A 26,508-nucleotide genomic window follows, 5' to 3' on the forward strand; every position below is an offset into this window, starting at 1 on the left:
CCCTCAGCGCGGATAGCGATTGACGCGATAATACGCCTTCACGTGGTCGGTTTCCCGGTAACGCGCCTTGCGCTTCTCAACCTCGGTCTCGCTGTCCGCGTGCGCCGGCGCGATCAAGGGGGTTGCCAGCGTGGCGCCGGCGCCGAGCGTGCCGATGCCGACCTTGCGAAGGAAGTCGCGGCGGCCTGCCGTCATTTTCTTCTCGTCGCTCATTGCACCTCTCCTTGCGCGGGCAGCTGGTCAATTGGCGAACTTGAAGGCCTCGGTCTCAATCTCCAAGAATACGGATCCGAGCGTCCCGACCGCGCGATAGAACCTGGCGCTTTCGGCCTTCGTCATGTCGGCGAACAAACGTCCGATCCAGCGGGATACGTGCTTCTCGAAGAAGGCGCGCTGTGCCGTGAGCGACGCTGGAAAGCGGCCGGCCACAAGGCCCGCCATGATCTCGCATAGCGTCGCCGCATGGTCCTCGGGTTCTGGATTGCCCTCAATCCGCTCGATACCGAGCGCGGCCAGATCGTCACGAAGCCGCGACAGCGGGCGCTCGTTGAGGAACCCGGTGAGATAGTAGGACGCGTAGGGCAGCAGCTCGCTGCGCCCGACGCCGACGAACAGATCAAAATATTCGCGATCGACCTCGGTCGCGACTGCAATCGATGCGGCCTCCGCAAGCGCGGCGTGAGCGCACCCGAGCGGCGTCGCATCGCCGTTCAGCTGCGCGATCTGCTCAAGCAAGGCTTGCGACGGCGCCGACGAGAGCAGAGTGGCAAGCAGTGTGTATTCCTGCACGCGTCCGGCTTCGATCGGATCAAGCGTGTCCGACATCGCAAGCTCGCTATAGAGATCGGGACGAAGGATCTTTCGCGAGACGCCTGTCGCGACTTCAACTGCAATCACGCGTTGCGCCGGCACCCGGTTCCAGTTCGACACCGACGGCTGGGCAATACCGATTTTCCGGGCTAGCTGGGCTACGCCTCCGGCAACATCGATGGCACGTTCAAGGCCCGCATCGCGCACACCGCCCTCCATCCTAGGGGCCAAGCGCTTGATTGCGTTTGCTTAAGAAAGACTAGTCGGGTGCCGGAGGGCGGTCAATCGACGCCCATAGCCTATAGCTATAGCATTTGGTCGCACCCTATCGAGGCAGCGCGCCGCCATGCGTGCGGCGCCGAACCGCGGTCTCTGCGCTCGCGCCCTGCAGTTGCGGTGCAGCACAGTTTGGCGAAGGTGCTGCGGTTGCGGACTTGTCGGGCAACGGGCGATCCGCGTGCGCCCGCACCGGATTTGGTTGCGCCAAATTGTCGATGACAGCAGCAGGCGGTTGGATGGCGTCTTCGACCGTGTCTCCGATCACCTCGGTCGCGTTCTCGGCCGCCTGCACGAGGTCCCCGACAACGCGGCGGACGAGTGCATCAACCTGCGCAGCCGAATAGTCCAGCGGACCGAAGCCGGGCATCGCCGACGGGTCGTTGAAGTCCCAGGCATTTTCCGCCAACCCAATGAAATCGCGAATGGCAGGATCGGCGCTCCAGGCCCGACGCAGCGCCGCGCGGCTCAACTCCAGAGGAATGCCCTTGCGAAGGAAGGCCGAGACGTCGGTCGCAGCATCAATCGAGTCGACGGATGGCAGGCGCGACAAGTCCAGTTCGGCGGGACAAGGCTCCTCCACGTCGGAAGTGGCCACCGCTGGCGTCTTGGCCTCGGCGGGTCCGGGTACAGCATCGCCGTCCCTGGCCGCCTGCTTGCGTCGCGACCAACGCGCCAGAAAGTCGTCTTTGCTCATTCGTGGCCACCGTCGTGGCGACGCTGCGCCAACGCCTCCGGATCGGCGCGGCTCAGCTCGCGCTTGAAGAACTCTTTCTCGACGTGGTGCTTGGCGATGAAATCTTCAATCGCCCGGCGCAGCGCCTCGGGCATCGGTACTGCTTCGACCAGATTGGCGCCAGCCCCCGTGAACGCCTCCCCCTCGGCGGGATCCGCCGTGACCGCAGAAAGGAGGTAGGGCGAGGCCCCCTCGGCAGGGCTCAACACGACCCAGATGCTGGGCGCACCGGAGGCGAGATTGTCGCGGTAGCGATCGGTTTCCGAGCGGTAGAGATCGACCGGCGCGCTGCCGGCATAAAACTGCGTCACGCCATCCTGCTCGCGGATCACCGTCCACGGCGTCATGTCCGGCTCGTCGGGCAGCACGGCGACGCCGCGCCAGACGACGTCGATCCACGGCGAATCCGCCCTGCGGCGCTCGACCACGACGCCGACGGAGATACGAACCAGCGGCTCGGCGACCGGGCTCATGTCACAGCCTCGAGATGCTTGATTGGCAGTCCCGTCAGCAAGTTCTGCGGCTTCATCCGGACGCCCCGATCGGACGTCATTGCAAGGATCAGATAGGCCGGCGCGCGCCCCGCGATGTCAACGATCAGGCCGGGATCCACAAAGCTCAGCCGAAACAGCGCCAGCACGCGCCCCGCGGTGCCGTCGTCGAGGGATTCGCCCTGCCAAAGCCGGTCACCGATGCGGGTCGCCTCGGAATCCAGGCCCACATACCAGGTGAGGTCTGTATTGCGCATTTCCGTCAACGGCTCGATTGCCACATCGGTCCCGAGCAGATGCGAGATCCAGCGCCGCATCACGTCGGCCAGCGAGGCCTGCCCCCGCCCTCCGCCGGTCAGATCAAGCGCCATATCGAACTGGTCACTGCGCTGCCAATAGCTGTCGGCGTTTTCCTCGCTGAGAACGTCGAGTTGGGTGTCGCTGGTCGCGCCCAGCATGGACATCAGCGAGAGCACCGGCGTCGGGCTGCGCCCGCCAAGGATTTCCTCGTCGCCCAGGAGCAGCAAATACTCGTGCGGCAAGATCCGTTGCGGCCGAAAGAACAGCTCGGCGGCGCGCAGCTGAAACGGATCCTCGCAGCGATCAAGCGCATTGCGCAGGATCACATGCACCAGCTGGTTCATGAACAGCGGCGGCAGATTGACCGAACCTGAGCGAACCGTCGCGAGATAAGCGGCCTCCAGCGTCGGATGACGCAGCAGGACGTCGCGAAATGCCAGCACGAACTGCCAATTTTCCCGCGCATCGGCATCGCCGATCGCGGCCACCTCCTTGTCCCCGACGGTAAGGCGCGGATCGGCCAGCAATTGCCGGTGCAAGCGACGCTCGACCGCGCAGGCGTCATCCGGCGGCATCAGCTCGGGGCGCGCGAAATAGGCCTTCAGATACTCATCCGTGACAACGAGCCCGCCGCTCGCGTTGCGATCGAGCAGATGATGGCCGCAGGCGATCCAGAAATCCTTCATCGCCAAATCTTTCATCGCCGCGGCTCCCTGCTCATGTCGGCAAGATCGAGATCACCTTCGGGCTCGACGTCATCCTCCACTTCCATGAACGAGAACGCCTTGCCGTGCCCCTGCCCCTCGCGCAGCCGCAAGCTTCGGAAGGACTCGCGAACCTCGCCATCGCGCACCACGCGATGGACGGCAATCAGCGTGCTGATCGGACGGGCACAGAGCGATTGCGCAAAGGCAACTTCCTCTTCCGCCGCCACAAGCGCAGTCGCAAGATCCGGCGCACCGAACCGTTCGACCAGCCGCTGTGCCACGAGCTCCACCAGCGCGCGGCGATCGTCCGGGGTTGCGGGAACGATCTGCACCAGCGTCGACCAGCCCCAGGATTGCACGCCGAGAAAACCGCTGCGGAACGCGGAACGGTCCTTACCGTCCAGTTGCGCCAAATCCCGGTCAAGGAAGCGGAACGCCCCCGACACCGCCCATTCGCCCGGCTCCGCGGGCACGTCGAAGACGAACGTATCGGACGGATCGAGCGCAATGGTGCGCAAGAGCTTCACCGGCGCGGCCCTCCGAGCTTTGGATCGAGCCACGAGGACGATCGCAGGCATTTCCTCAAATCGCGCCGCTCGGTCCCATCTGCTCCAAGCCGGCGCACCAGAAGATCGCCGTTGTCGGCGATCGTGCGAGAGATCTGCGGTTCGTCCGTCAGCCGGCCGAGGAATTCGCGTGCGACGGCGTCGAAACCATCGACTTGCCAGGTCTCGGTCGTGAGCATCAGGTGCCGCGCGAAGCTTTCCGTGATGTGAACCGCGCCGGCCTCGCCGAAACCCTCCTGGTCGAGCGCCGAAGCAATTGGATGGACGCCCGCCTCCGCATCGGTCATCGCAACCGTCCGGATCATGGCGCCGAACACCAACCAGCGCGGCGGCTCATCCTCCTGCGCGGACGATGGCCAGCCAAGCCGGCCGCCGCCGACGAGCCCGCCGTCGACACGAACGGCATCCGGCCAGTCTATAGTGACCTGCTTGTTCGGCGGCGCGTAGGCGCGCAATGCGTCGGTCAATGCCAGCATCGCCGCATAGAAGGCGCGGCGCGCGGTGCGCAAGGGCTCGCCGGGTTCGAGCACGACCGCGAACTCGGCAAGATCGAATCGCCCCACATAAGTCAGCGTACCTGCCCCACTCTCTTCCGCGATTTCGATCGCACGGGCGAAGGCGTCGCGGCTCTCGCGCAGCCTCACCAGCCTGAACGGCGGAGGCAGGTCAACGGGCTCCAAGATCGATGAGCGCGTGCGGACGGTCGGCGACAGACGGACCTCCAGCTTCCATTTCTTCCCATGTGATAATAGCTTATCCGAGCAAAGGGATCGGCGCGAGTCCGCTCCCCGTCCCCCGACGGCGTTGGGAGGTGAATAGCTGCGTATGCCGGATTCGCCGAAGACGATCCTGATCTGCTCGTGCGAAGACACGATGCATCTCGACACCGCTACGATCAAGCGAGGATGCCGCAACAGCGAGGTTGCCGAATTCCGACACCTCTGCCGGGCCGAACTGGATCGGTTTCGCGATGCGGCGAAGGTTGCGGGACCGATGATCGTCGGCTGCACCCAGGAGGCGCCGCTGTTCGCCGATGCGATCGAGGGCCGCCCGGAACCGATGGAGTTCGTCAACATCCGGGAGACCGCAGGATGGTCCCTGGAAGGGCGGCAGGCGGGACCGAAAATGGCAGGGCTGCTCGCTGCAGCGTCCGAGCCGATGCCGGCCTACCCGTTTGTCACCTTGTCAAGCGAGGGCGTGATCCTGATCTATGGCCGCGACGACGTCGCGGTTGAAGCTGGCAGGCTGCTGGCAGATCACCTCGACGTGACGGTCATGATCACGGGGCAGGCGCAGATTGCACCGCCGGCGACGACGTCGTTCCCGATCGTCAGGGGAACTGTTCGCAACGCCAAGGGACATCTGGGCGTCTTCGAGCTTTTGATCGACGACTATGCTGCGCCTCGTCCCTCCTCGCGCGACACGCTGCTGTTCGAGACTCCGAGCAACGGCCTGACGTCGCGCTGCGACCTTATCCTGGATCTTTCCGGCGGGATGCCGCTTTTTCCCGCGCATGACTTGCGCGAAGGTTATCTCCGCGCCGACCCGGGCGATCCGTCCGCGATGCTGCGCGCGGTTCTCAGGGCTCGCGATCTCGTCGGCAGCTTCGACAAGCCGCAATACGTCAATTTCACAGCAGAGCTCTGCGTGCATTCGCGGTCGAAGCTAACGGGGTGCCATCGCTGCCTCGACCTCTGTCCGACCGGGGCGATCACACCGGATGGCGATCACGTCAGGATCAATGCGGAGGTCTGCGCCGGATGCGGCCAATGCGCCGCGGCCTGTCCGACCGGTGCGGCAACCTATGCCCTGCCGCCGGCCGACGCGCTGTTGCACAAGTTGCGCGCGATGCTTTTGTCCTATCACGCAGCCGGTGGCGCCAATGCCGTCGTCCTGTTCCATGATGGCCAGCACGGCAACGCGTTGATCGATGCGCTCGCCCGCCATGGCGACGGGCTTCCGGCCAGCGTGCTGCCGCTCGCGGTGAACGAGGTGACGCAGGTTGGACTCGAGGCCGTCGTCGCCTCCTTCGCCTATGGTGCGGCCGGGATACGCTTTCTGCTTCGCGCAAAGCCGCGGCATGACGTCGCCGGCCTGTTCAAGACGATCGCGATGGCCGACGCAATTATCTCCGGACTTGGGTTCGAAGGACCTAGGTTCGAAGGACACAGGGTCGACGCAATCGAAACCGACGATCCGGACGCACTCGGCAAGGCGCTCTGGTCGATCGAGCCGGCGCCGACCGTCGCGCATCCTGCGACGTTCCGGTCGGTCGGCAAGCGGCGCGAATTGCTTCGCCTCGCGCTTCACGAGTTGCACCGCCGCGCGCCTGCGCCGGTCGACGTCATTGCGCTGCCTGAAGGCGCGCCACTTGGCGCGATCAGCGTCAATGTGGAGGGATGCACCTTATGCCTGTCGTGCGTGTCGGCCTGCCCGACCGGTGCGCTGCGTGACGATCCCGAACGCCCGGTGCTCAAATTCGTCGAAGATGCCTGCGTGCAATGCGGATTGTGCCAGAGCACCTGCCCTGAAAAGGTGATCACGCTCATACCGCAAATCGACTTCCGTGCCGCCAGGGCCCCGGCGACGATCATCAAGGAGGAAGATCCGGCGCTTTGCATCCGCTGCAACAAGCCGTTTGGCGTGAAGAGCACGATTGAGAAGATCGCGGCGAAGCTCGAGGGCCGGCACTGGATGTATCCCACCGGGGACAAGCGGCTCGATACGGTACGAATGTGCGCGGATTGCCGCGTGATCACCATGAGCGAGCAGCAGTTCGACCCGTTTTCCGGCGTGCCACAACGCGCGGCGCCCCGCACGACCGACGATTATCTGCGCGAACGCGAAACCAAGAACTAGAACCAATTCGATTGTGGGGAGCAGCCCGCTTTAGGAAGGTGCACCATGTCTCATCTCATCAAAGCTCATTTTGCATTCATCGCCGTTGGGGTTGCCCTTGGCGCAGCGATGACCGCGGCGCCCGTAGAAGCCGCGCGCCTGTCGAACGCCGACAAGGTCGCCCTGAAGCAGGCGATTGTTGCCTGCAAGGCGGAGGCCAAGGGCAAGAAGGTCAAATGGCTCGCGCGCCGGAAATACGTGAACAATTGCGTCACCGAGGCCCTGAAGGAGCACCCAAACGTCGACGTCGTTAGACTGATCAAGGAGTATCCGAACATAACGGCCCTCCCGGTAGAGAAATGGCCCGGCTTCTAGCAATTTAACGCCGCGCAACGGGCCGCTACCGTGGCCCTGATGTCGCACGCCCCAGGAAACCCGTGAGTGCCTTGCGGTCCTCAACCGACCCGATCCGCTGCTCCGGCATTTTTGTGCCCGGCGTATAGGTATTCGGGCCGAGCTCGAACAGTCTTGCCACCGTTTCAGGAGTCCAGATGATATCCAGCTTCGTCAGCGCGTCGGAGAAGCGATATCCCGGCAGCGACGCAATCCTGCGACCATACAGGCCGTCGAGGGTGGGGCCGGCGCGCGGCGGCTCCCGCGCGGACAGCGTGTGACACGCAACACACGCCTTGAACACCTCCGCGCCACGATCTCCCGCATAGGAAGCCAGCGGATCGCCCTGCACAGCCTGCGGCGACGAGCCGACGGGATCGCCCGTCCGCGCGTTCCAGCGCCGGATCCCGCCGTCCGCGCCACCTGTCAGCAGCGTTGCATTGTCGGGCAGGAATGCCACCGACCAAATCGGCGCTCCCTGAACGGCCAGCGATTGCACGATGCTCCGCGCCTTCCGGTCAATAACGGAAACCCCTCCACCAATTGCCGTCACCGCGATCAACGTACCGTCGGAGGAAATCGCCAACGCGACGATCGGAGTCGACCCGACCTGAACTTCACCGGTCTCACGACCATCCGATGTCAGAAGCCGCATTTTCCCATCGCCTCCGCCCGTAATGATCTCGCCGTCGGGCGCGACTGCCACGGCATTGAGAGGCGACGGAAGCAGGACGACATCCGGCACTCCCGCCACCATCGGCCAAATCCTCAACTCGCGATCGTAGCCGACGCTGACCAGCGATTGCCCATCCGCAGAGAAGGCGACTCCGTTGACGTTCTGCGTGTGTCCTTTCAGCATCTGCGGCACGCCGCCTGTGAGTGACCAGACACCTACCATATGATCCCACGACGCTGAGGCGAGTCTGGTTCCGTCCGGCGAGACGGCGAGCGAGACGATTGGCGCGTGATGGCCCTCGAAAACCTGATCCGGCTGGTCCCGGCCGGATGTCCAGATCGCGATCCGCGCGTCGGCGCCGGCTGTCGCCATGCGGCCATCCCTGAGGAAGACAACCGCATTCACCGCATCAGAGTGAAAGCGAAGGACCTGTTCCGCGGATTCGATCTTGAGCGACCATCGAACTGCCGATGTATCGAAGCTGCCTGACAGCGCACTGTCGCCGTCACTCGAGATCGCGATCGCGCGCACGGGGCCGCCATGACCCGCGAGTTGTCCTCGCGCCGGCGTTGAATCAAATGCCCACAGGGCAGCAACGACATACAAATTTGAGAGCCAGTTCATCGGCGGCTCGCGGGTCGGCTCCGGCAGGTTTCCGTTGCCTTGCGAGATAGTTTGCGCGCGCTTGGCCGGGTCAACAACTGGAGCCGTTGCTGGGTTTCCATGCTGCGCCGCGGGAGGGGAGCCCCTCCGCTACTCAATGCCGCAATGGCGTCTTGTCGGCTTGAACCGAGCGTCACCGGCTCCTATCCTGAACCTGAAGCGTCAGGGATGACGGCATGCAAATACGATCTAAAACGTATCTGCATTTCATTTCGCTGTGGCGATCGCTCCGCAATTCGATTCCGCCGCTCCACGGCGATGCGCCTCGTCAAGCGTCACCATCGCTCGTTTACGTCGCGGTCGTGCTGACGTTTCTCCTAGCGATCCTGGAGGTCGATCTTCATCGAGGCGAATTGGAATCGCTTGGTCTCCTCGCAAACCGCGACCCTCCTCCAGCAGCCTTCTTGGGCCCCTAGGCGTTCGTCGCCCGCTCAGGCTTCATTCTGAAGCGCTCCTTGAGCGTGATCCCGACTGCGATCCGCTTCGCCTGACAAGCGGCCCGTTCAGCGCGTCGTCTCTCTTGGGAAGACCAGGGACCGGTCGTCAAAATCCTCGGCTGGCAAGGTGGCTGCACTGCGGGCGCCTTGCGGTTCTTGCAGTATCGAACTGCTTGCGATCCCGGCCTGCCCGACCGTCGGGACCGAGTGTGAGCGCGGGACACCGAGCAACACGGTAACGAACGCGAAAACCACGACGGCCGCTACCACCAGACCTTTCATGCGAAATCTCCGTTCGGTTGGAGCTGTCCCCGAAGAAGTTTGCAGTGATCTGATTAGTGCTGACCGCAGCATCACGATGTGAACCGCCTCACATGCCCTGGAAATTTTCGGGTGAGCGCGTGAAAACCGCGGCTTCGATCTGCTCATTGAGTGATTCGTCTTTGACCGCATCACGTCCAAGTTCGAGAAGAGGTCGGTCCTTCCAGTTTCGCCCGCTCGGCGGCAAGCCGGGATGCCAGGTCGTCCAGCATGGTCCGGCAGTCGTCTGCCCTACCTGCCGCGGACCTTTGCCACACCCGAGGCGCGGCAAGTACGGCACTCACTCTGCCGCTTCACTGGCGAAACCAGCAGGCGCTGGCTTGGTCGATTGTGACGCACGTCACAGCGACCCTCGCTTGGAGTTCGTATCTTTCCCACACCGGTCGCAATGGAGCCGCCGGCAACAGAGGGAAGGCAGATGAAGATGACGAGCATTCGTGAACTGTCGGCCGACGAACTGGGAGTAGTTTCGGGAGGCAAGCCGACCAGCCCGGTCAGTGTTCCTGCAAATGCGTTCGACAAGCTGCTGGCGGCGATCGACAAGAATCTTGCGACGGTGAAGCAGCTGCAGCCCGGCGGTTACCTTCCGCCCGGCTAAGGCAACGAGGCACATTGTGGCCCCAACGCCCATGGCTGTAGTGGTTACGTTTCGGTTCGGTTCTCTAGAGGGCCGATACCGACGTAACCACCCGTGCCCTCCTCCGCGGCTTGTGCCCTAGCGTTGGAGTATTGCTGCGTGTCGGCGGACAATCTTCGGAAAGCCATCGAGAAGATCGGCGACTCCGCTACGTCCGAAAGGAATTGGATTTACTCGACAAATTTCACGAATGACCAAACCTGACTGTCGAATCTGCTTCGGCCCGGGAATGATACTGCTCGGCGTCGGAACGTTCTTTGCACAAGCTCTGACGACCGGACTCGTCAGTCGGGCCGCCGCAACAATGTCAGGACTCTCGGGCCTGATCTTTCGAACGACTCTCAAGACAAGAAGCTATTGCTCCGCCTGATGCACCAACAGCTCGGCAATTCGATCATCGGCCCGGCGGAGCCTCCGACAAAGCTCGCGGCTGATATTCTGCATCACCAGGACATACGCGCGGATGTCTGCCTTGCAATACATGTAGAGGTTCCGAGCCGTGAGCTCATACAGGATGGTTGGGCTTTGCGCGGCGACGGAGGCCGATCGATTTTGCATTTCGATGAGGGTCATTTCGCCAAAAAAATCACCGGGTTCAAGACTTGCCATCCGAATTGGGCGTCCCGAATGCCCAAGCTTGCTCACTACGAGGTCGCCGGAGTGAACAACAAACATTGAACGCCCCGGCTCTCCCTCTGCTACGATCGTCGCGCCGACGTCGAAGCGGCGCTCGACGAGCATTGAGATCAGAAGATCGAGGCTTGCATCTGACAGCCCTCCGAAAAAAGGCGTCGCGAGCAGGAAGGCTTTCAATTCGGGAGAGCTGGCAGCCATCGCGCCACTATACTGCCGCTCCCGGCGGCAGCAAGCCTAAGGTCCGAACGACTACAGCGTCCGCCCGTTCGGATAAATCGGAAACCCTCGGATAGCCAGCGCTATCGCGCTGAGCTGCTTCGCCGTCCGGCTCATGCGCGACTTCAGAGCCGGCGTTGTTGGCAGTGCCGGCTCTGACATCCAGCCCCCCGTTGATTAGGCCGGAAACGGCCCGAACGGACCACCCGTAGGGAAGGTCGGTCGGGTGCCGCCGGTCGGAAGCCATGGACCACGCCCGATAGTCGGAGAGACATAGATGACCCCTCCATGACCGTCGGAAACCGGAATTCCGAAGCAACCGCCGGTCACGGACTCAAATTCCTCATCGGACAGCGGACGGACCGTCTGATGCTCATTCTGGTATGCACTCATCATCAACTCCATCTGTCTAGGGTGAACGGATGATCCTTGCCATCCAGGTGCAGCTTGCCGCATCGACGAACAGCTCGCTGTGACCTTGATCACGCAGCCCGCACGGGCGATGCAAACCCGCACTTTCAACGGTATCGTCGATGCTGTTGCCGATTGAGGTACAGCGGTGAACGATCGACTTGCCGCACTACCACTGAAAAACAATGCGAGGTCCTCGCTTCTGAGACCTCGCATCCATTGATCCCTTTCCGCTAGCCCAAGGCACGAGCCAGGCTTGAGCTAGCTCCGAATGGGTCCTCCCGACGAGGTGGGAATGTGAAGTTGGCCCAAAAGCCAATTTATGAAATCGGAAACAGCCGAGCCGCCGGTTCCGCCATTACTGCGGCTTCCACCGCACACGGACTCGAGCTCCTCTCCAGTCAACTCACGAATTTTCTGCATGGTATGCTCCTCTCATCTGTTGGGCTTCTGCCTGCTGAGCTCATGCCCGCCGCCAAAGCGAAACCCGTGATGCGGGCGCGCCCAGGTCTCGCTTTGGTCGAACGGGATGCTCAGAAGATCTGGCTGATGCAGTACCCGATCCCGCCGAGGAGACCGCCGCCAATGGCACCGGGTACGGCGCCGATGCCGCCAACCGCCGCGCCACCCATGCCGCCCGTCACTCCTCCGCCCAACAGCGACTTGGCGAAATCTCCCCAGCTCCACTTGCCGCCGGCCACCGCGTCGAGTTCGTCGATGGAAAGCTCGCGGGTGTCTGCATTGTCGTTCACGTTACGCGTCATCTCAGTCCTCCTTGCTATGTTCATGGTGCGGGACCATCCCGTGACCAGTGCGCAGCATGTCTCTGCTGCCCGGAGGCTTCCGTGAGGATTGTCACTTCAGCTGAACCCCACTGCAATCAAGCCGGCTGTTCTGGGCCGCGCGGGCTCCAGGGGGCGAAACAAACGTCGCGCGTCGAAACCCGGCCCGTCATCGCGCACAATCCCGCCTCGTGATGCAGATCACGCCCGATCTGAATGGCAGATCTATTGTGCTGCGCGGAGTTCACGAAGGGACGGTCCGTCCCGAACATTTGGCGGAAAACACGAAGGAGCGCGCACATGAGGGACCACGGACCCGCCGGCAGATCCCGCTTTCGGCGTCAGCAAACGCGCGACGCGTTACAGGCGCTCGCGAATGGAATTCAGGATTCCGGTCGTCGTGTCGATGACCCTCAACGCCTCCTGCGCCTTTCCAAACCCGACCGGATTCTTGTTGCATTGCTCGGACAACTGAACCAGCCGCCTTCTCTCGCCGGTCAGAATGACGTTGGTTTTATCGACCGCAAACTTGACGACACCTCGCAACGGATTGTCGTCACCGACGTCGGTCAAATCCTTCTCCATCGTGATCAGATATTCGTAACTGGCGAGTTCGTCGGAAATCTGCAGCAGCTCACGGATCGTGGAGTTGACGCACACGATGTCCCCGTTCGGCACGTCCGAGCGCTTAGCGGTCTCAACGAGATCGGACATCAGATTCGCAAACAACGGCCTCAGGCTTTCCGCCTGCTTGAGGTCGCTCTCGGAAAGGATCCCGGCCCGTGACACGGAAGACCATAGCAAGCCCAGCGCTACACTCGTGACGAGCATGGCCCGCTGCGCGTGCGCTGCAAACAACCGCTTTCTCTTTCCGCTCGGCGTGCCCATTCAAGGCCTGCCGCCGGTTTTCGCGCCGGCCATTGTTGTGACCTCCTCTGATCTATGCGAAGATGCCGGCATATTCATTCAATCAATTCAGTCCTTTGCGTGCTGATATGTCCACCTCGGAAACGCTCGGACAACCGGAGAATAGGAGTGCGACCTCCGAGCCGCAACGGGCATTTCGGGCGACGGCGATCGATCGCGCGGCCTCTCCCGAGCAGCTTGATCAGCTCGTGGTCATCACCAAGCCTGCCGACTGGATTGTCACGGCCGTCGTCCTCGTTGCCGTGCTGGCCACGGTCGTGTGGAGCATTTTCGGGCGCGTGCCGACCCGCGTCTCCGGCGAAGGGATCCTGATCAGCAACGGTGGCAAGGTGGTCGACGCGGTGTCGGCCGCTGCAGGCCGGCTGCAGTCCGTTGCGGTCACGGTGGGCGACCACGTCGACCTTGGTCAGCCGATCGCCCAGATCGTTCAGACCGACATTGAACAGAAGCACAAGGCGGCGGTTGAGGTATTCCGCGAGCGCCAGCGCGAATATACCGACCTCAAGTCGAAGGTCGCGGCCGAGCTCGCCGCCAAGAGCCAGAATTTCGAGAAGCTCGAAGCCGCCCTCGAACAGGTCATCAAGGCGACGGGTCAGCGCGTCGACTATCTCGCAGTTGACGTCAAGAACCTCGAAGGTTTGCTCGCGAAGGGCTACACGACACGACGCAATCTGGAGGACCGGCGGCAAGAACTGAGCGATGCGCAGCAACGCCGCCTCGACGCGCAGAACGAGATTCTCAAGCTCAAGGCGCAGAAGACCGACCTGGAGACACAGCGCGAACGCGACGTTCAGCAATCCGAATTCACCCTGAACGAAGCGCGCCGGCAGGTGAATGCAGCCGCGGAGCAGTTGAGCCAAAACACACAGGTCCTCAGTCCGATGGAAGGCCGTGTCCTCGAAGTGAAGATCTCTCCCGGCTCGGTACTCTCGGTCGGGATGCCCGTGGTCCAGATCGAAAGCGAAGGCAGCAAGCTCCAGGCCATCGTCTATATCCCGGCTGAACATGGCAAGCAGATCAAGCCGGGGATGCAGGTTCATCTCGAGCCTAGCATGGTCAAGCGCGAAGAGTTTGGCATGATGCTGGGCACGGTCTTGAGAGTCTCTGACTTCCCGATGACGCCTCAGGGCATCAGCGCGGCGCTGCACAATGAAAGCCTGGTGTCCCGCTTCTCCCACAACGGCGCGCCATATGCCGCTGAGGTAGCTCTTCAGGAGGATGACTCCACCGCGACGGGCTATCGCTGGGCCGTGGGCAATGGGCCCGCCACTCATTTGACGAGCGGAACCCTGGCGCGCGCGGAAATCACAACTCGGCGGCAACGGCCGCTCGATCTGGTGATCCCCTTGATCAGGCACCTCACGGGAATTGATGGATAAGCCCCCTCCAACGTCGGCAAACGCGCGGCGCGGTCGCCTATCGGGACTGCTGCGCAAGCAGGTGAAGCGGACCCCTGTCGTCCTGCAGATGGAGGCGGTCGAATGCGGCGCTGCGGCGCTCGCGATCATTCTCGCCTATCACGGCGCCTGGATTCCCCTGGAGCAGCTCCGCATTGCCTGCGGCGTATCGCGCGACGGAAGCAAGGCCAGCAATATTGTCAGGGCGGCGCGGCGCTATGGCCTGGTTGCAAGAGGGTACAGTGTCGAGCCGCCCGCGCTGACCACGCTTCCGACACCCTGCATCATCCACTGGAACTTCAATCATTTTGTGGTCCTGGAGGGTATCAAGGCCCGGTACGCCTATATCAACGATCCTGCGAGCGGCCGCAGACGCATCAGCTTGGCCGAGCTCGATCTTGCCTTCACCGGAGTGGTGCTGGTCTTCGAGCGCGGTGAAGAGTTCAAAATGGTCGGCAGCAAGCCCAACGGGATCGCGCTGCTGTTGCAAGAATTGCGTCATTCAAGAGCGGCGGTTGTCCTGCTGGTGATCGTGAGTATCGTGCTCGTCGTTCCCAATATCCTTGCCGCAGGCTTTTCCAAGATTTTTGTCGACGACATTCTGATCCAGCACAACAATCGCTGGCTCATGCCGCTCCTGATCGGAATGGCGCTGACGGCGGCCTGTCGCGCGGTGATGGTCGCGGTTCGTCAGTCCGTGTTGTTACGGTTGCAGGCCAAGCTCTCTGTCGTCATGACCAGCCGCTTCCTTTGGCGTGTGATGGCACTGCCGCTGGAATTCTTTACCCAGCGCCATGCCGGGGACGTTGCAAGCCGCGTCGCATCAAACGAGCAGGTCGCACGCCTGTTGTCCGGCGGAATCACGATGAACGCGCTCAGCTTGACGTCGGTGTTGCTGTTTGCCGGCGCGATGGCGGTCTATGACGTCAGCCTGACGGTGCTGTGCGTCGCGATCGCCTTGCTGAACGTTCTGCTGCTTCGCCTGGTTGGGGCGCGACGCCAGGAGTTCAGCTACCGGCTCGCGGTTGAACGGGGCAAGCTTCTGGGCGCCACGGTGGGCCTGGTGCGCACCATCGAAACCATCAAGGCGAGCGGCCTCGAGGATGATGCATTTGGCAAATGGGCGGGCCTTCAGGCCAACAATCTGAACGCCGAACAGAGGCTCGGTGCGTCGGCCATCGTCTTGGACATGATGCCGACGCTACTCTCCGGGTTGATGGTCGCCGCGATCCTGGGGCTCGGTGGTTTGAGGGTTATCGAAGGCTCGCTGACGCTTGGCAGCCTGGTTGCCTTCCAATCCCTCGCAGCGAACTTCTCGGAACCATTCGAGAATCTCGTCAACTATTTCGGCGGCCTGCAGACCATCAAGGGAGCGCTCGAGCGGCTCGAGGATATTCGCAAATACCCGCTCCGGCCCACGCCACTCGGCAACGTCATCGATAACGTTCCACCAAAGCTTGCCGGCAGGGTCGAGCTTCGCAACATCAGCTTCGGCTATTCGGTTCTGGAACCCCCGCTGCTGGCCGACCTGTCGCTGGCGATCCCTGCGGGATCGCGCGTGGCGCTCGTCGGTGTCTCCGGCAGTGGAAAATCGACGCTAGGTAAACTGATCTGCGGGCTGTACGAGCCATGGGCGGGAGAAATTCGCTTCGATCAATGGAAACTGGCGGACCTTCCATCCCAGGAGTTCGCAAATTCCATCTCCTATGTGGACCAGGACATCTTTCTGTTCGAGGGGACCGCGCGCGACAATCTGACCCTTTGGGATTCGACGGTGGATGAGCGCGACTTGATCGCCGCCGCGCGGGATGCGTTGATCCATCACGACCTGGCCACGCGTCCAGGGAATTACGACTGCCACGTCAATGAGGGCGGTGGCAATTTCAGCGGGGGGCAACGCCAGCGTATCGAGATCGCTCGCGCGTTGGTCTGCAATCCGTCGATTCTCGTCTTGGACGAAGCAATGGCCGCCCTCGATCCGATCACGGAAAAGGCCATCGACGACAACCTGCGACGCCGAGGCTGCACCTGCATCATCATCGCACATCGCCTGAGCACGGTGCGTGATTGCGACGAAATCGTCGTGCTGGAGCATGGGCGGATCGTGGAACGCGGCACCCACGAACAACTTGTCGCGCGCCAGGGCGCCTATGCAAGGCTCGTGACAAGCGAATGAGTAACCCCGACACCAGGAATGAGGTTGTCACCGCGAGGCCAATTGCGGCCCCCGCCCCTCGCCGCGCGGCGATCGATCCGCGGCATCCCATTCTCCTCGACGAGCGCGACCGGGCACTGGAGGTGAGCGCCGGTCATGTCGATATCTTCGCCGTGGAGACGGACGGCGTCCGACATCATCTGCTTCGATGTGAAATTGGCGAAGTGATACTGGACCTGCACACTGCTTTTGAAAGGTCAGCGATTGAGCTGCAGATCATAGCAGTCGGGGGCCCTGACGCGGAGATCATCACAGTCCCGCGAAACGAGATCGCCACCGATCGCATGTCCGGCTGGATCGCCCGGCTGTCGACGCTCGCGGCCGACTCGGCCCGATGGGGCAACGCTTCCGAACTGATCGGCGGCGAAACGAGTGAACTGCGCCCAGGTGAGCGTTGCCGCGGCCCAAAGCGAAGCATCGTGTGGGCCCGCATCGAAGCAGGAGGCGTGAAGATATTGGATCTCGACCTCGAGCTCGAGGCGGGAGGTCCCTTCATTCCGCTCACAGCCGAGGTCTGGCTGGAAGCCGGCGAAAGTGGCGCCATGATCATGGCGGAGCCGACGGCGCCTGAATTGCCTCTGGTCTGGTCGGCCCTCGACCGCTTCCATGTCGCGATTGCCGCCAGTCTGGAGCGGCGGCTTCGACATGAAAGGTCGTCTGAACGGCAGCAACTCGCCCGGCGAGCCGAACTGATCCGTGCGCGGACGCTGGATGCCCTCGAGCGTCTGTCCGAAGTTGTCACCGCACCAACCGGTCGGGCGCAGGTCGAGCTGGATGCCAGCGATCCCCTGCTCGCCAGTTGCCGCCTCGTTGCAGACGCATCGGGAAGCTCCATCATTCATGCGAGCCGAACGCATCCCGCAGGCCAGAGTTTCAGCGACATTCTGCAGGTCGCGCGTGCATCGCGGTTACGAATTCGCCGCGTCCAGCTGCGCGACCGCTGGTGGAACTCCGATGCCGGCCCCCTGCTGGGGTGGCATGGGCCCGAAAGCGACCCGGTCGCTCTGATCCGTGACCGGCGCGGCGGTTACAAGATGATCAATCCGAAGCGGGGATGGCGGCAGTCGGTCAGTAGCTCGATTGCAAACGCTCTCGCACCGGAAGCCGTCAGCTTCTACAAAGCCCTGCCTGCGCACCCGCTTCGCTATCGTGATCTGCTGTCATTCGCGGCCGAAGGCCTGTCCGCCAGCATGGTCCGCATGGCCCTCGCGATCATTGCCATCGGGTTGCTGTCGCTGATACCGCCGCTGCTGACGAATCTGCTGGTCAATTCCGTGATCCCCCGCACGGAGATCGACCAGCTCGTCGTTTGCGCGGCAGCGCTCTCTGTCACCGCGATCGCGATAGCCGGACTGCAGGGAATGCAGGGACTGGTCGCGCTCAGGCTCGAAGGCCTCCTCGATTACAAGCTCCAGGCAGCCCTCATCGATCGACTGCTCAGGTTACCGGCGTCGCTGTTTCGCAACTATACGACCGGGGATCTGGTCGACCGTTCGATGGGTATTGAGGCGATGCGCCAGATCGTTACCGGACGGACCTTACGCGGCTTCACATCGGCCCTGTTCGGAATGTTCAGTATTGGGCTGATGCTCTACTATGACCTCAGGCTCGGCAGCATCGCGCTCCTGCTGATCGCGCTCCGGGCGACCGCAATCGTCGTGACCAGCGCCGTGCGAATCCACTACGAAAGCAAGCACTTTAATCTGCAAGGCAAGGTCAGCGGTTTTGTGCTGCAACTGATCGCCGGCGTCAGCAAGCTTCGCGTGGCGAACGCCGCAAGTCGCGCACTGGCGCGATGGTCGGGACAATTCGCCGTTCAGAAGCGCTACTTCATCGCCTCGCAGCTAGCGGCCAACGTTCTGGTCGTGTTCGAGACGGCCTTCCCCCTTCTAGCCGCGTTGATCATTTTTGCGGTCGCCTCGCGCACCAACAGTCAGCTCCTGGCCAATCTCGGCGCCTTTCTCGGTTTCCTCTCCGCGTTCGGACAGACCACGGCAGCGATCGGCAACTTTGCCTCGAGCATGAGCGAATCGCTGGTGGTCATCCCCCATCTCACCAGGATGAAGCCGATTCTCTCCACTGCCCCCGAGATCGCCGAAGATCGGCGGCCCGCAGGCGAGCTGATAGGCGAGATCGAGTTTTCCGGCGTCACCTTCCGTTATATCGAGGGTGGACCTACGGTTCTTGATGACATTACCTTGCGTGTTTCGAGGGGAGAGTATGTGGCAATTGTCGGCCCTTCGGGCAGCGGAAAATCATCGCTGTTGCGATTGCTGCTGGATTTCGAACGACCGGAGGCCGGGACGATCTTCTATGACGGCAAGGCGCTGAACACGCTTGAGACCAACGACGTGCGCCGCCAGCTTGGCGTTGTACTGCAAGACACCAAGCTGGCAACGGGCAGTCTATACGAAAACATTTGCGGCGGCGTCGACCTGACGCTGGACAAAGCCTGGGAGGCCGCGCGGCTCGCGGCGCTCGATGCCGATATTCGGCAAATGCCGATGGGTATGCACACGCTCGTTGCGGAAGGCATCAATACGCTCTCGGGTGGACAGCGCCAGAGGGTCCTCATCGCACGCGCGCTGGCACGTTCGCCACGCATCCTGCTTTTTGACGAAGCAACGAGCGCGCTCGACAACCAGACCCAGGCGATCGTCGGAGCCTCGCTGGAGCGGCTGAATGTCACGCGGATTGTTATTGCTCATCGGCTGAGCACAATCCGCCACGCGGATAGAATCGTGATGCTGGTCGGTGGCAAGATCGTGCAATCGGGAAGCTATGACGAGCTCACGAGTGGAACCGGCCCATTTGCAGAGTTCGCGCGGAGACAGCTTGTGGTCTAGCCAATTGGCCGATCGGCCTGCTTATCACACCGTGGTCGCAAGAGGCGACCAACTCACAGGTTCTGTGCACGCCGGCTGTGGGGAAGGATGACGCGCGGCAACTTGCTGCGCAACCGCCTCGCAGCAAGTCATTGATTCACCAAACAGCGTCGTGCATCGCCGATCGCGTGACATTGCCGATCCCGGCGAAGATCAGAAGGGCCAAATTGATTTGACGATGCCTTCCAGAGCGCCGATGACCTGCTTGATTCCGCGAACCAGGCCGTGACCCCGTTATCCGTGCCGGTGCCATTGCCGTCACCGTCCGCACCACCGACCACACGATCGAGGGCTTCCATCGACATTTCATGGTCGAACTTGTTCATAGCCATTCTCCCGTTTTCGGGAGGGACCATCCCCTCAAGCCGTGACCACACGCATACGGGGTCATCCGGCTAGCCGCCGTGGTCAACGTCACGCATGGTTTGCGCCGCGGCAGGAGTTTTTCATTCCTGAGTTCGACGATCATATTTATTTTAAGTATAAATCATCTGCGCCGACCAGCGGATCGCCAAGACGCTGTTGGAAAACCGCGGCGATCGCCGTTCGGCGCAACACGCTGCGAATTCCATGCATCGGCAAGCGGGCTCGCGGCTCCTTGAACGAGCCTTGAATTTACTTTTGGCACGAACTATCTTTTCGACGACATCGAGGTCGGCGCCTTCAGCGGGGCCCGGATGCCGCAGGAGGTTGATTTGGCAGTCGCGAAGGAGTCCCCACCTGTTTCGCCCAAGAGCGGGGCTGATCAGGAGGCCGAGTACCGGGCTCAGACACGGCTTTGGCTTCGGCTGCTTGCCTGCACGACCCTGATCGAGGGCGAGCTGCGGCGCCGCTTCCGCGAGGAATTCGACTTCACGATGCCGCGCTTCGACGTTCTGGCCCAGCTTGACCGCGAGCCCAGTGGATTGGTGCTGGGTGAGCTGCCGAAACGCCTGATGGTTTCGGCCGGAAACCTTACCCCTATCGTTGATCGTCTGGTCGAAGACGGCTACATCACCCGCACGCCCTCCACGCTGGATCGGCGCGTGCAGATCGTGTGCATGACCGTCGAGGGCCGCAAGGCGTTCAGGCGCATGGCCAAGAGCCATGGCTCATGGCTGGCCGAGCTGCTGGCGGGATTCCCGGCCGACCGGCTCGATGGATTGACGGGTGAGCTCGACGAGCTCAAGGGCGCCGTCAGGGACGCGATGCAGAAGCCATAGCTGACGTCGGCATCGCACTGCCCCGTTCCATTGTCTTGCCGGTGTTTGCCCGCACATCGCGCTCCGGCGCAATCCCGCCGCTCAATCAGGGCAGCAGCTTGTACTTCCCGTCCTCGATCTGAACCAGGACCCGCGCGCGCGCGTCGACGCCGTGCCTGTCCGCTGGTGTGTAAGTGTAGACGCCCTGCGTCCCCGCCAGTTCCTTGGTGGTGAACAGCGCCTGGCGCAGCGCGGTGCGGAATTCCGGCGTGCCCGGCTTGGCGCCGGTCGCCATTGCGCGCTTGGCCGCATCGGCCAGCACCAGCCAGCCGTCGAAGGAATAAGATGAGAACGAGTCGGTCGGCGCCTCGCCATTCGCCTTCTCGAACGCCGCGCGGAAATCCAAGGCAACCTTCTGGATCGGGTTGCTGGCCGGAAGCTGCTCGGCCGCGGTCACCGGCCCGGTCGGACAGATGATTCCGTTGGCGGCCTTGCCGGCGAGCCGCAGGAAATCGGCACTGATCAGTCCGTGGTTGCCGTAGAGCGGTCCCTTGTATCCACGCTCGGACAAGGCGATCACCGGCAGCGCGCCCGGCGTTCCGGTGCCGCCGAGCATGATGGCATCGGGACGGGCCGCCAACGCGCGCAGCACCTGGGCGGTCACCGACGAATCCGATCGGGCGTATCGTTCGTTGGCGATGACCTTGATGTCGGCCGCCTTGGCGCTTTGCGACAGCGAGTCGTACATGAGGTCGCCGAAGGCATCCGAGAAGCCGATGAACGCGACGGTCTTCAACCCTCGCGCCTTCATATGGTCGACGATGCCCTGAACCAGCAACGGCGTCGGTTGCGGCGTCTGCACCACCCAGGGCCCGCCATCGCCGGGCGGCACCGCCGCGATCGGCGACACCGCGATCATCGGCGTTTTCATCTCGATTGCGGCCGTCGCCATTGCCAGCGTCTGCGGCGCGCCCGACGTGCCGATCAGAATGTCCACCTTCTCCTGCTCGACCAGCTTGCGCGCGTTGCGCGCCGACGCGGTAGGATCGGAGCCGTCGTCGAGCTGAATGACGCGGAGCTTTTCACCGCCGACTTCACCGACATAGGCCTCGCCGGCCGCAAGTCCCTTTGCGTTCGGAATCCCGATCGACGATACCGGCCCGCTGAGGCCGGTGACGAATCCGACGAGGATGTCCGCCTGCCCGACCTGCGGAACGGCGACAAGCAGCGCGGCAGAAGCCAGCACGGTTTTCAGCGAGATCATGGCACCTGTCTTTCTTGATTTGCGTTTCTTCTGTCGGGCAAGCGCCATCGCTCGCTTCAGTTCGCCGAAACCAACGCGATCACGCGCAGCGGGCTGCCGGAGCCGTTCTGGATCTTCAGGGGTGAAGCCACGATGACCGCTCCGGTAGCAGGAAGCTGATCGAGATTGCAGAGACACTGGAGGCCATACCGGCCGGCGCCGTGCAGGAAGTGATGCGCCGGATAAGGCGGCTCGAAATGTCCCGCCTGCCCCGCGTCGGTGCCGATCGTCTCGGTGCCGAAGCCGATGATGCCGCGCTGCTCCACCAGCCATTTCATGACGGCCACGTTCGGGCCCGGCGTGTGCGCCCCATCATCCCTGAGGTTCGCGTAATCGCGCCAGCCCTTCTTTGACCAGTCGGTACGCAGCAGAACCCAGTTGCGTTCGGGAATCCGACCGTGCTTCGCCTCCCAGGCTTCGACCAGCGGAACGGTCAGCAGGAAATCCGGGTCTTGCGCGGCCCCGGCAGAACAGTCGATCACGCACGCTGGAGCGATCATGTCCTTGGCAGGCATCGTGTCGACGGAATTGTTCGGCAGGTCCTTGCCGGTGAACCAGTGAATCGGCGCGTCGAAATGCGTGCCGGTGTGCTCGCCGAACGTCACGTTGTTCCAGTACCAGGCCGGACCGCGGCCGTCATAGCGCGAAATCTCCTGGATCCGGACCGGAGCTGCCTGGCCAAACTCTGGCGGCAGCACGATGACCGGAAAATCCGGACTGAGCGTAAAGGTCAGGTCGACGACGCGCACCGCGCCGGACGAGACCGCAGCTGCGAGCTCCAGGAGATTCTTGCTTTGCATCGTCACGTCCTCCCGCTTGGTTGAATCCTGATCCTATTTGTCGAGCTCGCGCTCGAGCGCTTTCGGATTGGCGGCAAGACGCTGCCTGATTTCCTCGGCGACGTCCCCGACATACATCTCCTCGAGACCGCCGCGGAGCCCGGACACGATCGCCTGCGCAACCGCGCGCGGCGCGACCTTGGGCGGCGGCACGGTCTGGAACCACTCGGTGTCGACCGGCCCCGTGAACAGGTTCAGCACCTTGACGCCGCCGGGCCGCAGTTCCGCGCGAAGACAATGCGACAGCGACAGGCAGGCGGCCTGCGATGCCGAATAGGCGCCGAAAGCAGGCCAGTTCGCCAGCGCATACACCGACAGGATATTCATCCAGGCGGCACTGTTGTTGATGCCATCAGCTCCCCGCATCCGCATTGCGGGACCGAAGGCCTGCGCGAGGTTGATGAAGCCGAGATAGGCCTGGTCGACCTCGTCCCGCGCAATGCTCGTGCCCCTGCGGTCGAGCAGGCCGCCGGGCCGCACATATTCGGTCGTGTTGACGAGGATATCGACCTTGCCAGCGATGTCGGCCGCAAGGTCGGTCGCCGACTTTTCGTCGGACGCGTCGAGCGTCACGACCTCGATCCCTTGCTGACCGCGCAACTGCTGCTCGCCGGCAAACGGCCGCCACGGTTCGGCAATGCCGACGAACACCGTCTTCGCGCCCGCGGCCATCAGCGATGCAACGGCCTCCTGGCCGATCACGCTGCGGCCGTTGGTCACGAGCACCCGCCGGAATTTCGGATCGGCCGTCATTTCCCGCCACTGCCGGTCGTCTGCCATGTTGGGAGTCTCCTCCTCGGGTCGGGCAAAGGCCACCGCCTGACCGCTCTTGTCGAGCTGAAACGACATGACGACGGGCGTGCCCTCGACGCAGTCGGCATGCAGATGCGCCAGCATCGTCGGACCGCAGTCCATCTTGACGAGACCAATGCGCCAGGGCGCCCGCTCGCGGAAATAGACGTCGCTCGGCACCCGCGCCGTCGTCTCGGCCAGCAGCACACCGCGGCGCGGCGCATCGACGAACGCGAGAGCCGCCGACAGGCAGGCGGGGCATGCCTCGCGCGCCGGATAGGCGACGGCGCCGCAGGCCTCGCAGCGCTGCAGCATGAACCGTCCCTCGGCGGCGGCGCGCGTGAACCCATGCGATGTCCTGCTGCGCGGCCGCGGCGGTGACGCCGGCAGCCGCGTCCGCAGCAGCGGGTTCTTGCGCCGGGGCGGCTCAATCGGATCGATCATCGCGCGGGCCCCGCAAAGATCGCGGCGCCCGAGGCGAGGCCGCGGTCGTAGTTGATCATGCCGAAGCCCGAGGCCAGACCGAGCTTTGCATCCTTCACCTGGGTGGGACCGGCTTCTCCCAGGACCTGCCGCAATCCTTCGACCAGCCCGAGATAGGCGCCGGCCGCGCCGGCCTGCCCGGCCGAGAGCTGACCGCCCGAGGTGTTGTGCGGGAAGTCGCCGTCAACCGTCAGATCGTGCTGGCGCACGAAGACCGCGCCCTCGCCCTTGTTGCAGAAGCCGAGATCCTCGAACTGCATCATCGTGATGACCGGATAATCATCATAGGTCTGCACGATATCGAGATCGTCGGGCTTCACGCCGGCCATCGCGTAGAGCTCACCGACATCCATCGCCCAGCCGCCGCGCACCTGCATCGGATCGTCGGCGAAAGCGTTGTGCCGCTCGATCGTCGACAGCAATCGCGCAGCCGGCAGGCCAAGCGAAGCCGCAGTCTCGTCCCGCATCACAAGCAAGGCCTCGGCACCGGCGCACGGCATCACGCAATCGAACAGATGGATGGGATCGGAAATGGGACGAGCCGCCAGATATTGCTCGAGCGTCAGCGGCGTCTTCATCAGCGCATGCGGGTTGCGCAGCGCGTTGGCGCGCTGGGCGACCGCGATCCTGCCGACGTCCTCGCGCGTGACGCCGTACGTCCGCATATAGTTGCGCGCGATCAGCGCGAAGCTCGCATTGGCGCCGCCGGCGCCATATGGGTAGACCGCGTCCTGGTTGAAGCGCGAGAAGTTCTCGAGCGTCAGGCGGAAGGAATCGACGTGGTTGGTATCGCCGGCGACGCAAGCAACGATGTCGGCATCGTGTGCCTGCACCGCGCGCGCCGCCTTCCGCAAAGCCGCGATAGCGCTGGCGCCGCCGAGCGGGATGGTGTCCAGCCATCTGACGCACAGTCCGAAATGCTGCGTCAGTCCGATCCCGCTGTCGGTCCCCATGGTGAAGCTGGAGACGCACAAGCCGTCGATATCGGAGGCCTTGATCCCGGCCTTCGCGACCAGCGCGCTCAGCGCACGGCCGATCCACCATTGCGCGCTCTCGATGGAATAGCGCGCATAGGGGATCGTGACAGGAGCCGCCATCACGATGCCGTCATACGGTGTGCGCAGCGAATTTGTCACCAGCCGCCTGCCTCGCCTGCTCGCCTCAGATCAATGTCAGCTTCACATCGATATTGCCACGAATAGCATTCGAACAGTGTCACCTTCTCGGGTCTCGTCACGTCTGCCTCTCCAGAACTGATCGGCCGTTCGGCACTAACGCTTGTTGCGCGCCAACATCGCCCGGAAATCGTCACGGGCCAGTGCGCTGGCACGCTTGAAGCTCGGCCCGCGGCTCGGCTCGGTGCCATTGAGCTGCCTGAGCTGCACCCACATCTCGGCGCTCTTCAGCGCTACCGCCGCGCAGTTTACGACCGGCGCGTGCCCGACCTTCAGGCCGTGCTCACGCCCGATCAGCAGGCCCGGCAGCACGCCGGCGGGGATCACCACGTCGGCGCCGCGCTGCACCAGCGGCAGGGCACAGGCCAGGAAATCCTCGATCATCCGGGCGTGGGCGGCCTGATCGCCCGCGAACGCATCTGCGAAATCCTCCGGCCTGCAGCCGAGGCCGGTGACGTGGGCGACGCGATCACCGAGGCCGTAACGTTCAGCCTGCTCGTAGTGCCAGACCTCGAAGACCGGATCGAGCGTCACGAGACCGAGGCGTCGGCCGAGTTGCGAGGCCGCGAGCAGTGTCGCCTCGCCGGTCCCGATCACGGGAATGTCGAGCGCCGAGCGAAGCTCGTAGAGCCCCGGATCCTGGAAGTGGCCCATCACGAAGGCGTCGAACCCGCCCTCTTCGGCCGCGAGGCCGTTGTCGATCGCCTGAACCGCGCAGCGCAATTCGGCGAGCCGGCCGAACTCCCGATCCGGCGGCGAAATGCCCTCGACGTGAACCGTCGTGCCGGGCGCGGCGATCGTGTTGAGGTACTCCGACAGCCGCGCCATATAGGGCGCATTCACGCTCGCATCGACGAAACTCTGCCAGAAGATGCGCATCGCCCTTCTCCTCAAACGGTGACGGGAGCATCGGCCGTCGGCTGCCGACGGAGATATTTCAACCATAAACTAAATGACGCGTCAAATGCGCGCGGCGAGGCCAGCCGGAGGGCCTTTGCGATCACGGCGATGAGGCCCATTTTGTGGGACAAAGAGGTGAAGGATTTGGCGCGCTCTGACGGAATTGTATGCAACAACATTTTTTTCTGACAGCCCCGCGACACGTGTTGACGGCGCCACGGAGAATACTTTAGGCTTTAAGTAATCATCCGCCGGCCGCTGCCGGTCAACATGACGATGATGTTGCAGGGCACCGATTTTGAGAAACTCAATCGCGTGGACGATCGTCGGGCCTGAATGGCCGGCAGCAGCATCGCCGGTCGCGCATCGCTGCTGCGGCATTCGTCTCCTTTTGCTTCAACACGTGGTCGCCGGTTGCAACCGGCCCGCCCCCTATTTCAGCCGCATGCCGCACCATGGCGGCTGACGCCCGGCCCAGCGAACTTTCTTCTCGCCGCGCCCGGCGTCTGGCGCTG

General features: G+C 63.1%; 26 protein-coding genes. 7 read left to right on the forward strand and 19 right to left on the reverse strand.

Features of this window, described 5'->3' with window-relative positions:
* Positions 1–3: 3 nt before the first annotated feature.
* From XH92_RS28230 to XH92_RS28260, 7 genes are all read right to left on the reverse strand, one after another.
* A complete protein-coding gene (locus XH92_RS28230; RefSeq protein ID WP_194455035.1) occupies positions 4–213 on the reverse strand; it encodes a twin-arginine translocation signal domain-containing protein in 210 nt (69 codons plus the stop codon).
* A 27-nt stretch (positions 214–240) separates the two neighbouring features.
* A complete protein-coding gene (locus XH92_RS28235; RefSeq protein WP_194455036.1) occupies positions 241–1,017 on the reverse strand; it encodes a Cro/CI family transcriptional regulator in 777 nt (258 codons plus the stop codon).
* 118 nt (positions 1,018–1,135) lie between these two features.
* A complete protein-coding gene (locus XH92_RS28240) occupies positions 1,136–1,783 on the reverse strand; it encodes a DUF3306 domain-containing protein (protein WP_194455037.1) in 648 nt (215 codons plus the stop codon).
* Positions 1,780–2,295, reverse strand: a complete 516-nt coding sequence (locus tag XH92_RS28245) for a DUF3305 domain-containing protein (protein WP_194455038.1) — start codon at positions 2,293–2,295, stop codon at positions 1,780–1,782. Before XH92_RS28245 ends, XH92_RS28240 begins: the two co-directional genes overlap by 4 nt.
* Entirely contained in the window at positions 2,292–3,299 is a 1,008-nt protein-coding gene (locus tag XH92_RS28250) for a DUF6352 family protein (RefSeq protein ID WP_194461452.1), read from the reverse strand. The genes XH92_RS28245 and XH92_RS28250 overlap by 4 nt, the downstream gene beginning before the upstream one ends.
* 11 nt (positions 3,300–3,310) lie before the next feature.
* On the reverse strand, positions 3,311–3,847 hold the full coding sequence (locus XH92_RS28255) for a DUF6505 family protein (RefSeq protein WP_194455039.1): 537 nt from the start codon (positions 3,845–3,847) through the stop codon (positions 3,311–3,313).
* Positions 3,844–4,758, reverse strand: coding sequence for a biotin/lipoate--protein ligase family protein (locus XH92_RS28260; RefSeq protein WP_371817829.1), 915 nt, complete (start codon positions 4,756–4,758; stop codon positions 3,844–3,846). The genes XH92_RS28255 and XH92_RS28260 overlap by 4 nt, the downstream gene beginning before the upstream one ends.
* A gap of 1 nt (position 4,759) precedes the next feature.
* On the opposite strand from XH92_RS28260, the gene XH92_RS28265 reads away from it, so the two are divergent.
* Both XH92_RS28265 and XH92_RS28270 read left to right on the forward strand, forming a co-directional pair.
* Positions 4,760–6,745, forward strand: coding sequence for a 4Fe-4S binding protein (locus XH92_RS28265; RefSeq protein WP_194455040.1), 1,986 nt, complete (start codon positions 4,760–4,762; stop codon positions 6,743–6,745).
* A 45-nt stretch (positions 6,746–6,790) separates the two neighbouring features.
* Positions 6,791–7,099 carry a hypothetical protein gene (locus tag XH92_RS28270; RefSeq protein WP_246787666.1) on the forward strand — a complete coding sequence of 103 codons (309 nt, stop codon included), beginning with the start codon at positions 6,791–6,793 and terminating at the stop codon, positions 7,097–7,099.
* Positions 7,100–7,124: 25 nt separating this feature from the next.
* On the opposite strand, the gene XH92_RS28275 is transcribed toward XH92_RS28270, so the two are convergent.
* Entirely contained in the window at positions 7,125–8,417 is a 1,293-nt protein-coding gene (locus tag XH92_RS28275; protein ID WP_194455041.1) for a c-type cytochrome, read from the reverse strand.
* A gap of 542 nt (positions 8,418–8,959) precedes the next feature.
* Complete coding sequence (locus tag XH92_RS28280; RefSeq protein WP_194455042.1) at positions 8,960–9,175, reverse strand: hypothetical protein; 216 nt, start codon at positions 9,173–9,175, stop codon at positions 8,960–8,962.
* 463 nt (positions 9,176–9,638) lie between these two features.
* On the opposite strand from XH92_RS28280, the gene XH92_RS28285 reads away from it, so the two are divergent.
* Positions 9,639–9,812 carry a hypothetical protein gene (locus XH92_RS28285; protein ID WP_194455043.1) on the forward strand — a complete coding sequence of 58 codons (174 nt, stop codon included), beginning with the start codon at positions 9,639–9,641 and terminating at the stop codon, positions 9,810–9,812.
* Positions 9,813–10,205: 393 nt separating this feature from the next.
* Here XH92_RS28285 and XH92_RS28290 read toward each other — a convergent pair whose 3' ends face one another.
* The 3 genes from XH92_RS28290 to XH92_RS28300 all read right to left on the reverse strand — a co-directional run bounded on the left by XH92_RS28290 (position 10,206) and on the right by XH92_RS28300 (position 12,784).
* The gene (locus tag XH92_RS28290; RefSeq protein WP_194455044.1) at positions 10,206–10,685 is read right to left on the reverse strand and encodes a Crp/Fnr family transcriptional regulator; all 480 of its coding nucleotides are present in this window, start codon (positions 10,683–10,685) and stop codon (positions 10,206–10,208) included.
* A gap of 962 nt (positions 10,686–11,647) precedes the next feature.
* Positions 11,648–11,878 (reverse strand): Blp family class II bacteriocin, encoded by a 231-nt coding sequence (locus tag XH92_RS28295; RefSeq protein ID WP_194455045.1) that lies wholly within the window; start codon positions 11,876–11,878, stop codon positions 11,648–11,650.
* A 378-nt stretch (positions 11,879–12,256) separates the two neighbouring features.
* Positions 12,257–12,784, reverse strand: a complete 528-nt coding sequence (locus XH92_RS28300) for a hypothetical protein (RefSeq protein WP_246787668.1) — start codon at positions 12,782–12,784, stop codon at positions 12,257–12,259.
* 107 nt (positions 12,785–12,891) lie between these two features.
* Here XH92_RS28300 and XH92_RS28305 point away from each other — a divergent pair, with 107 nt between their 5' ends.
* Genes XH92_RS28305 through XH92_RS28315 form a run of 3 tightly spaced genes read left to right on the forward strand, consistent with a single transcriptional unit; the run spans position 12,892 to position 19,281 of the window.
* Positions 12,892–14,202 carry an NHLP bacteriocin system secretion protein gene (locus XH92_RS28305; protein ID WP_194455046.1) on the forward strand — a complete coding sequence of 437 codons (1,311 nt, stop codon included), beginning with the start codon at positions 12,892–12,894 and terminating at the stop codon, positions 14,200–14,202.
* A complete protein-coding gene (locus XH92_RS28310) occupies positions 14,195–16,396 on the forward strand; it encodes an NHLP family bacteriocin export ABC transporter peptidase/permease/ATPase subunit (protein ID WP_194455047.1) in 2,202 nt (733 codons plus the stop codon). The genes XH92_RS28305 and XH92_RS28310 overlap by 8 nt, the downstream gene beginning before the upstream one ends.
* A complete protein-coding gene (locus XH92_RS28315) occupies positions 16,393–19,281 on the forward strand; it encodes an NHLP bacteriocin export ABC transporter permease/ATPase subunit (RefSeq protein WP_194455048.1) in 2,889 nt (962 codons plus the stop codon). Before XH92_RS28310 ends, XH92_RS28315 begins: the two co-directional genes overlap by 4 nt.
* Positions 19,282–19,409: 128 nt before the next feature.
* On the opposite strand, the gene XH92_RS28320 is transcribed toward XH92_RS28315, so the two are convergent.
* Positions 19,410–19,646 (reverse strand): hypothetical protein, encoded by a 237-nt coding sequence (locus XH92_RS28320; RefSeq protein ID WP_194455049.1) that lies wholly within the window; start codon positions 19,644–19,646, stop codon positions 19,410–19,412.
* A 369-nt stretch (positions 19,647–20,015) separates the two neighbouring features.
* On the opposite strand from XH92_RS28320, the gene XH92_RS28325 reads away from it, so the two are divergent.
* Positions 20,016–20,522, forward strand: a complete 507-nt coding sequence (locus XH92_RS28325) for a MarR family winged helix-turn-helix transcriptional regulator (protein ID WP_194455050.1) — start codon at positions 20,016–20,018, stop codon at positions 20,520–20,522.
* Between the two features lie 85 nt (positions 20,523–20,607).
* On the opposite strand, the gene XH92_RS28330 is transcribed toward XH92_RS28325, so the two are convergent.
* From XH92_RS28330 to XH92_RS28355, 6 genes are all read right to left on the reverse strand, one after another.
* Positions 20,608–21,765, reverse strand: coding sequence for an ABC transporter substrate-binding protein (locus tag XH92_RS28330; RefSeq protein WP_194455051.1), 1,158 nt, complete (start codon positions 21,763–21,765; stop codon positions 20,608–20,610).
* A gap of 56 nt (positions 21,766–21,821) precedes the next feature.
* Positions 21,822–22,604 carry a cyclase family protein gene (locus XH92_RS28335; protein WP_194455052.1) on the reverse strand — a complete coding sequence of 261 codons (783 nt, stop codon included), beginning with the start codon at positions 22,602–22,604 and terminating at the stop codon, positions 21,822–21,824.
* A gap of 33 nt (positions 22,605–22,637) precedes the next feature.
* Complete coding sequence (locus XH92_RS28340; RefSeq protein WP_194455053.1) at positions 22,638–23,879, reverse strand: SDR family NAD(P)-dependent oxidoreductase; 1,242 nt, start codon at positions 23,877–23,879, stop codon at positions 22,638–22,640.
* Positions 23,876–25,054 (reverse strand): thiolase family protein, encoded by a 1,179-nt coding sequence (locus XH92_RS28345; protein ID WP_210345481.1) that lies wholly within the window; start codon positions 25,052–25,054, stop codon positions 23,876–23,878. The genes XH92_RS28340 and XH92_RS28345 overlap by 4 nt, the downstream gene beginning before the upstream one ends.
* A gap of 135 nt (positions 25,055–25,189) precedes the next feature.
* A complete protein-coding gene (locus XH92_RS28350; RefSeq protein WP_194455054.1) occupies positions 25,190–25,972 on the reverse strand; it encodes an aspartate/glutamate racemase family protein in 783 nt (260 codons plus the stop codon).
* Between the two features lie 81 nt (positions 25,973–26,053).
* Entirely contained in the window at positions 26,054–26,374 is a 321-nt protein-coding gene (locus XH92_RS28355; RefSeq protein WP_194455055.1) for a hypothetical protein, read from the reverse strand.
* Between the last annotated feature and the right edge of the window lie 134 nt (positions 26,375–26,508).

The sequence above is a fragment of the Bradyrhizobium sp. CCBAU 53421 genome (assembly GCF_015291625.1).
In the GTDB taxonomy this organism is placed as follows: Bacteria; Pseudomonadota; Alphaproteobacteria; order Rhizobiales; family Xanthobacteraceae; genus Bradyrhizobium.

What these genes read in the sequence shown, in the direction of transcription:
- XH92_RS28230 (WP_194455035.1), bottom strand. Translation starts at nt 213, where the DNA reads ATGAGCGACGAGAAGAAAATGACGGCAGGCCGCCGCGACTTCCTTCGC.
- XH92_RS28315 (WP_194455048.1), top strand. Translation starts at nt 16,393, where the DNA reads ATGAGTAACCCCGACACCAGGAATGAGGTTGTCACCGCGAGGCCAATT.
- XH92_RS28270 (WP_246787666.1), top strand. Translation starts at nt 6,791, where the DNA reads ATGTCTCATCTCATCAAAGCTCATTTTGCATTCATCGCCGTTGGGGTT.
- XH92_RS28335 (WP_194455052.1), bottom strand. Translation starts at nt 22,604, where the DNA reads ATGCAAAGCAAGAATCTCCTGGAGCTCGCAGCTGCGGTCTCGTCCGGC.
- XH92_RS28290 (WP_194455044.1), bottom strand. Translation starts at nt 10,685, where the DNA reads ATGGCTGCCAGCTCTCCCGAATTGAAAGCCTTCCTGCTCGCGACGCCT.
- XH92_RS28350 (WP_194455054.1), bottom strand. Translation starts at nt 25,972, where the DNA reads ATGCGCATCTTCTGGCAGAGTTTCGTCGATGCGAGCGTGAATGCGCCC.
- XH92_RS28280 (WP_194455042.1), bottom strand. Translation starts at nt 9,175, where the DNA reads ATGAAAGGTCTGGTGGTAGCGGCCGTCGTGGTTTTCGCGTTCGTTACC.
- XH92_RS28310 (WP_194455047.1), top strand. Translation starts at nt 14,195, where the DNA reads ATGGATAAGCCCCCTCCAACGTCGGCAAACGCGCGGCGCGGTCGCCTA.
- XH92_RS28330 (WP_194455051.1), bottom strand. Translation starts at nt 21,765, where the DNA reads ATGATCTCGCTGAAAACCGTGCTGGCTTCTGCCGCGCTGCTTGTCGCC.
- XH92_RS28265 (WP_194455040.1), top strand. Translation starts at nt 4,760, where the DNA reads ATGCATCTCGACACCGCTACGATCAAGCGAGGATGCCGCAACAGCGAG.
- XH92_RS28340 (WP_194455053.1), bottom strand. Translation starts at nt 23,879, where the DNA reads ATGATCGATCCGATTGAGCCGCCCCGGCGCAAGAACCCGCTGCTGCGG.
- XH92_RS28275 (WP_194455041.1), bottom strand. Translation starts at nt 8,417, where the DNA reads ATGAACTGGCTCTCAAATTTGTATGTCGTTGCTGCCCTGTGGGCATTT.
- XH92_RS28320 (WP_194455049.1), bottom strand. Translation starts at nt 19,646, where the DNA reads ATGAACAAGTTCGACCATGAAATGTCGATGGAAGCCCTCGATCGTGTG.
- XH92_RS28300 (WP_246787668.1), bottom strand. Translation starts at nt 12,784, where the DNA reads ATGGGCACGCCGAGCGGAAAGAGAAAGCGGTTGTTTGCAGCGCACGCG.
- XH92_RS28295 (WP_194455045.1), bottom strand. Translation starts at nt 11,878, where the DNA reads ATGACGCGTAACGTGAACGACAATGCAGACACCCGCGAGCTTTCCATC.
- XH92_RS28305 (WP_194455046.1), top strand. Translation starts at nt 12,892, where the DNA reads ATGTCCACCTCGGAAACGCTCGGACAACCGGAGAATAGGAGTGCGACC.
- XH92_RS28245 (WP_194455038.1), bottom strand. Translation starts at nt 2,295, where the DNA reads ATGAGCCCGGTCGCCGAGCCGCTGGTTCGTATCTCCGTCGGCGTCGTG.
- XH92_RS28240 (WP_194455037.1), bottom strand. Translation starts at nt 1,783, where the DNA reads ATGAGCAAAGACGACTTTCTGGCGCGTTGGTCGCGACGCAAGCAGGCG.
- XH92_RS28355 (WP_194455055.1), bottom strand. Translation starts at nt 26,374, where the DNA reads ATGCCGCAGCAGCGATGCGCGACCGGCGATGCTGCTGCCGGCCATTCA.
- XH92_RS28250 (WP_194461452.1), bottom strand. Translation starts at nt 3,299, where the DNA reads ATGAAGGATTTCTGGATCGCCTGCGGCCATCATCTGCTCGATCGCAAC.
- XH92_RS28285 (WP_194455043.1), top strand. Translation starts at nt 9,639, where the DNA reads ATGACGAGCATTCGTGAACTGTCGGCCGACGAACTGGGAGTAGTTTCG.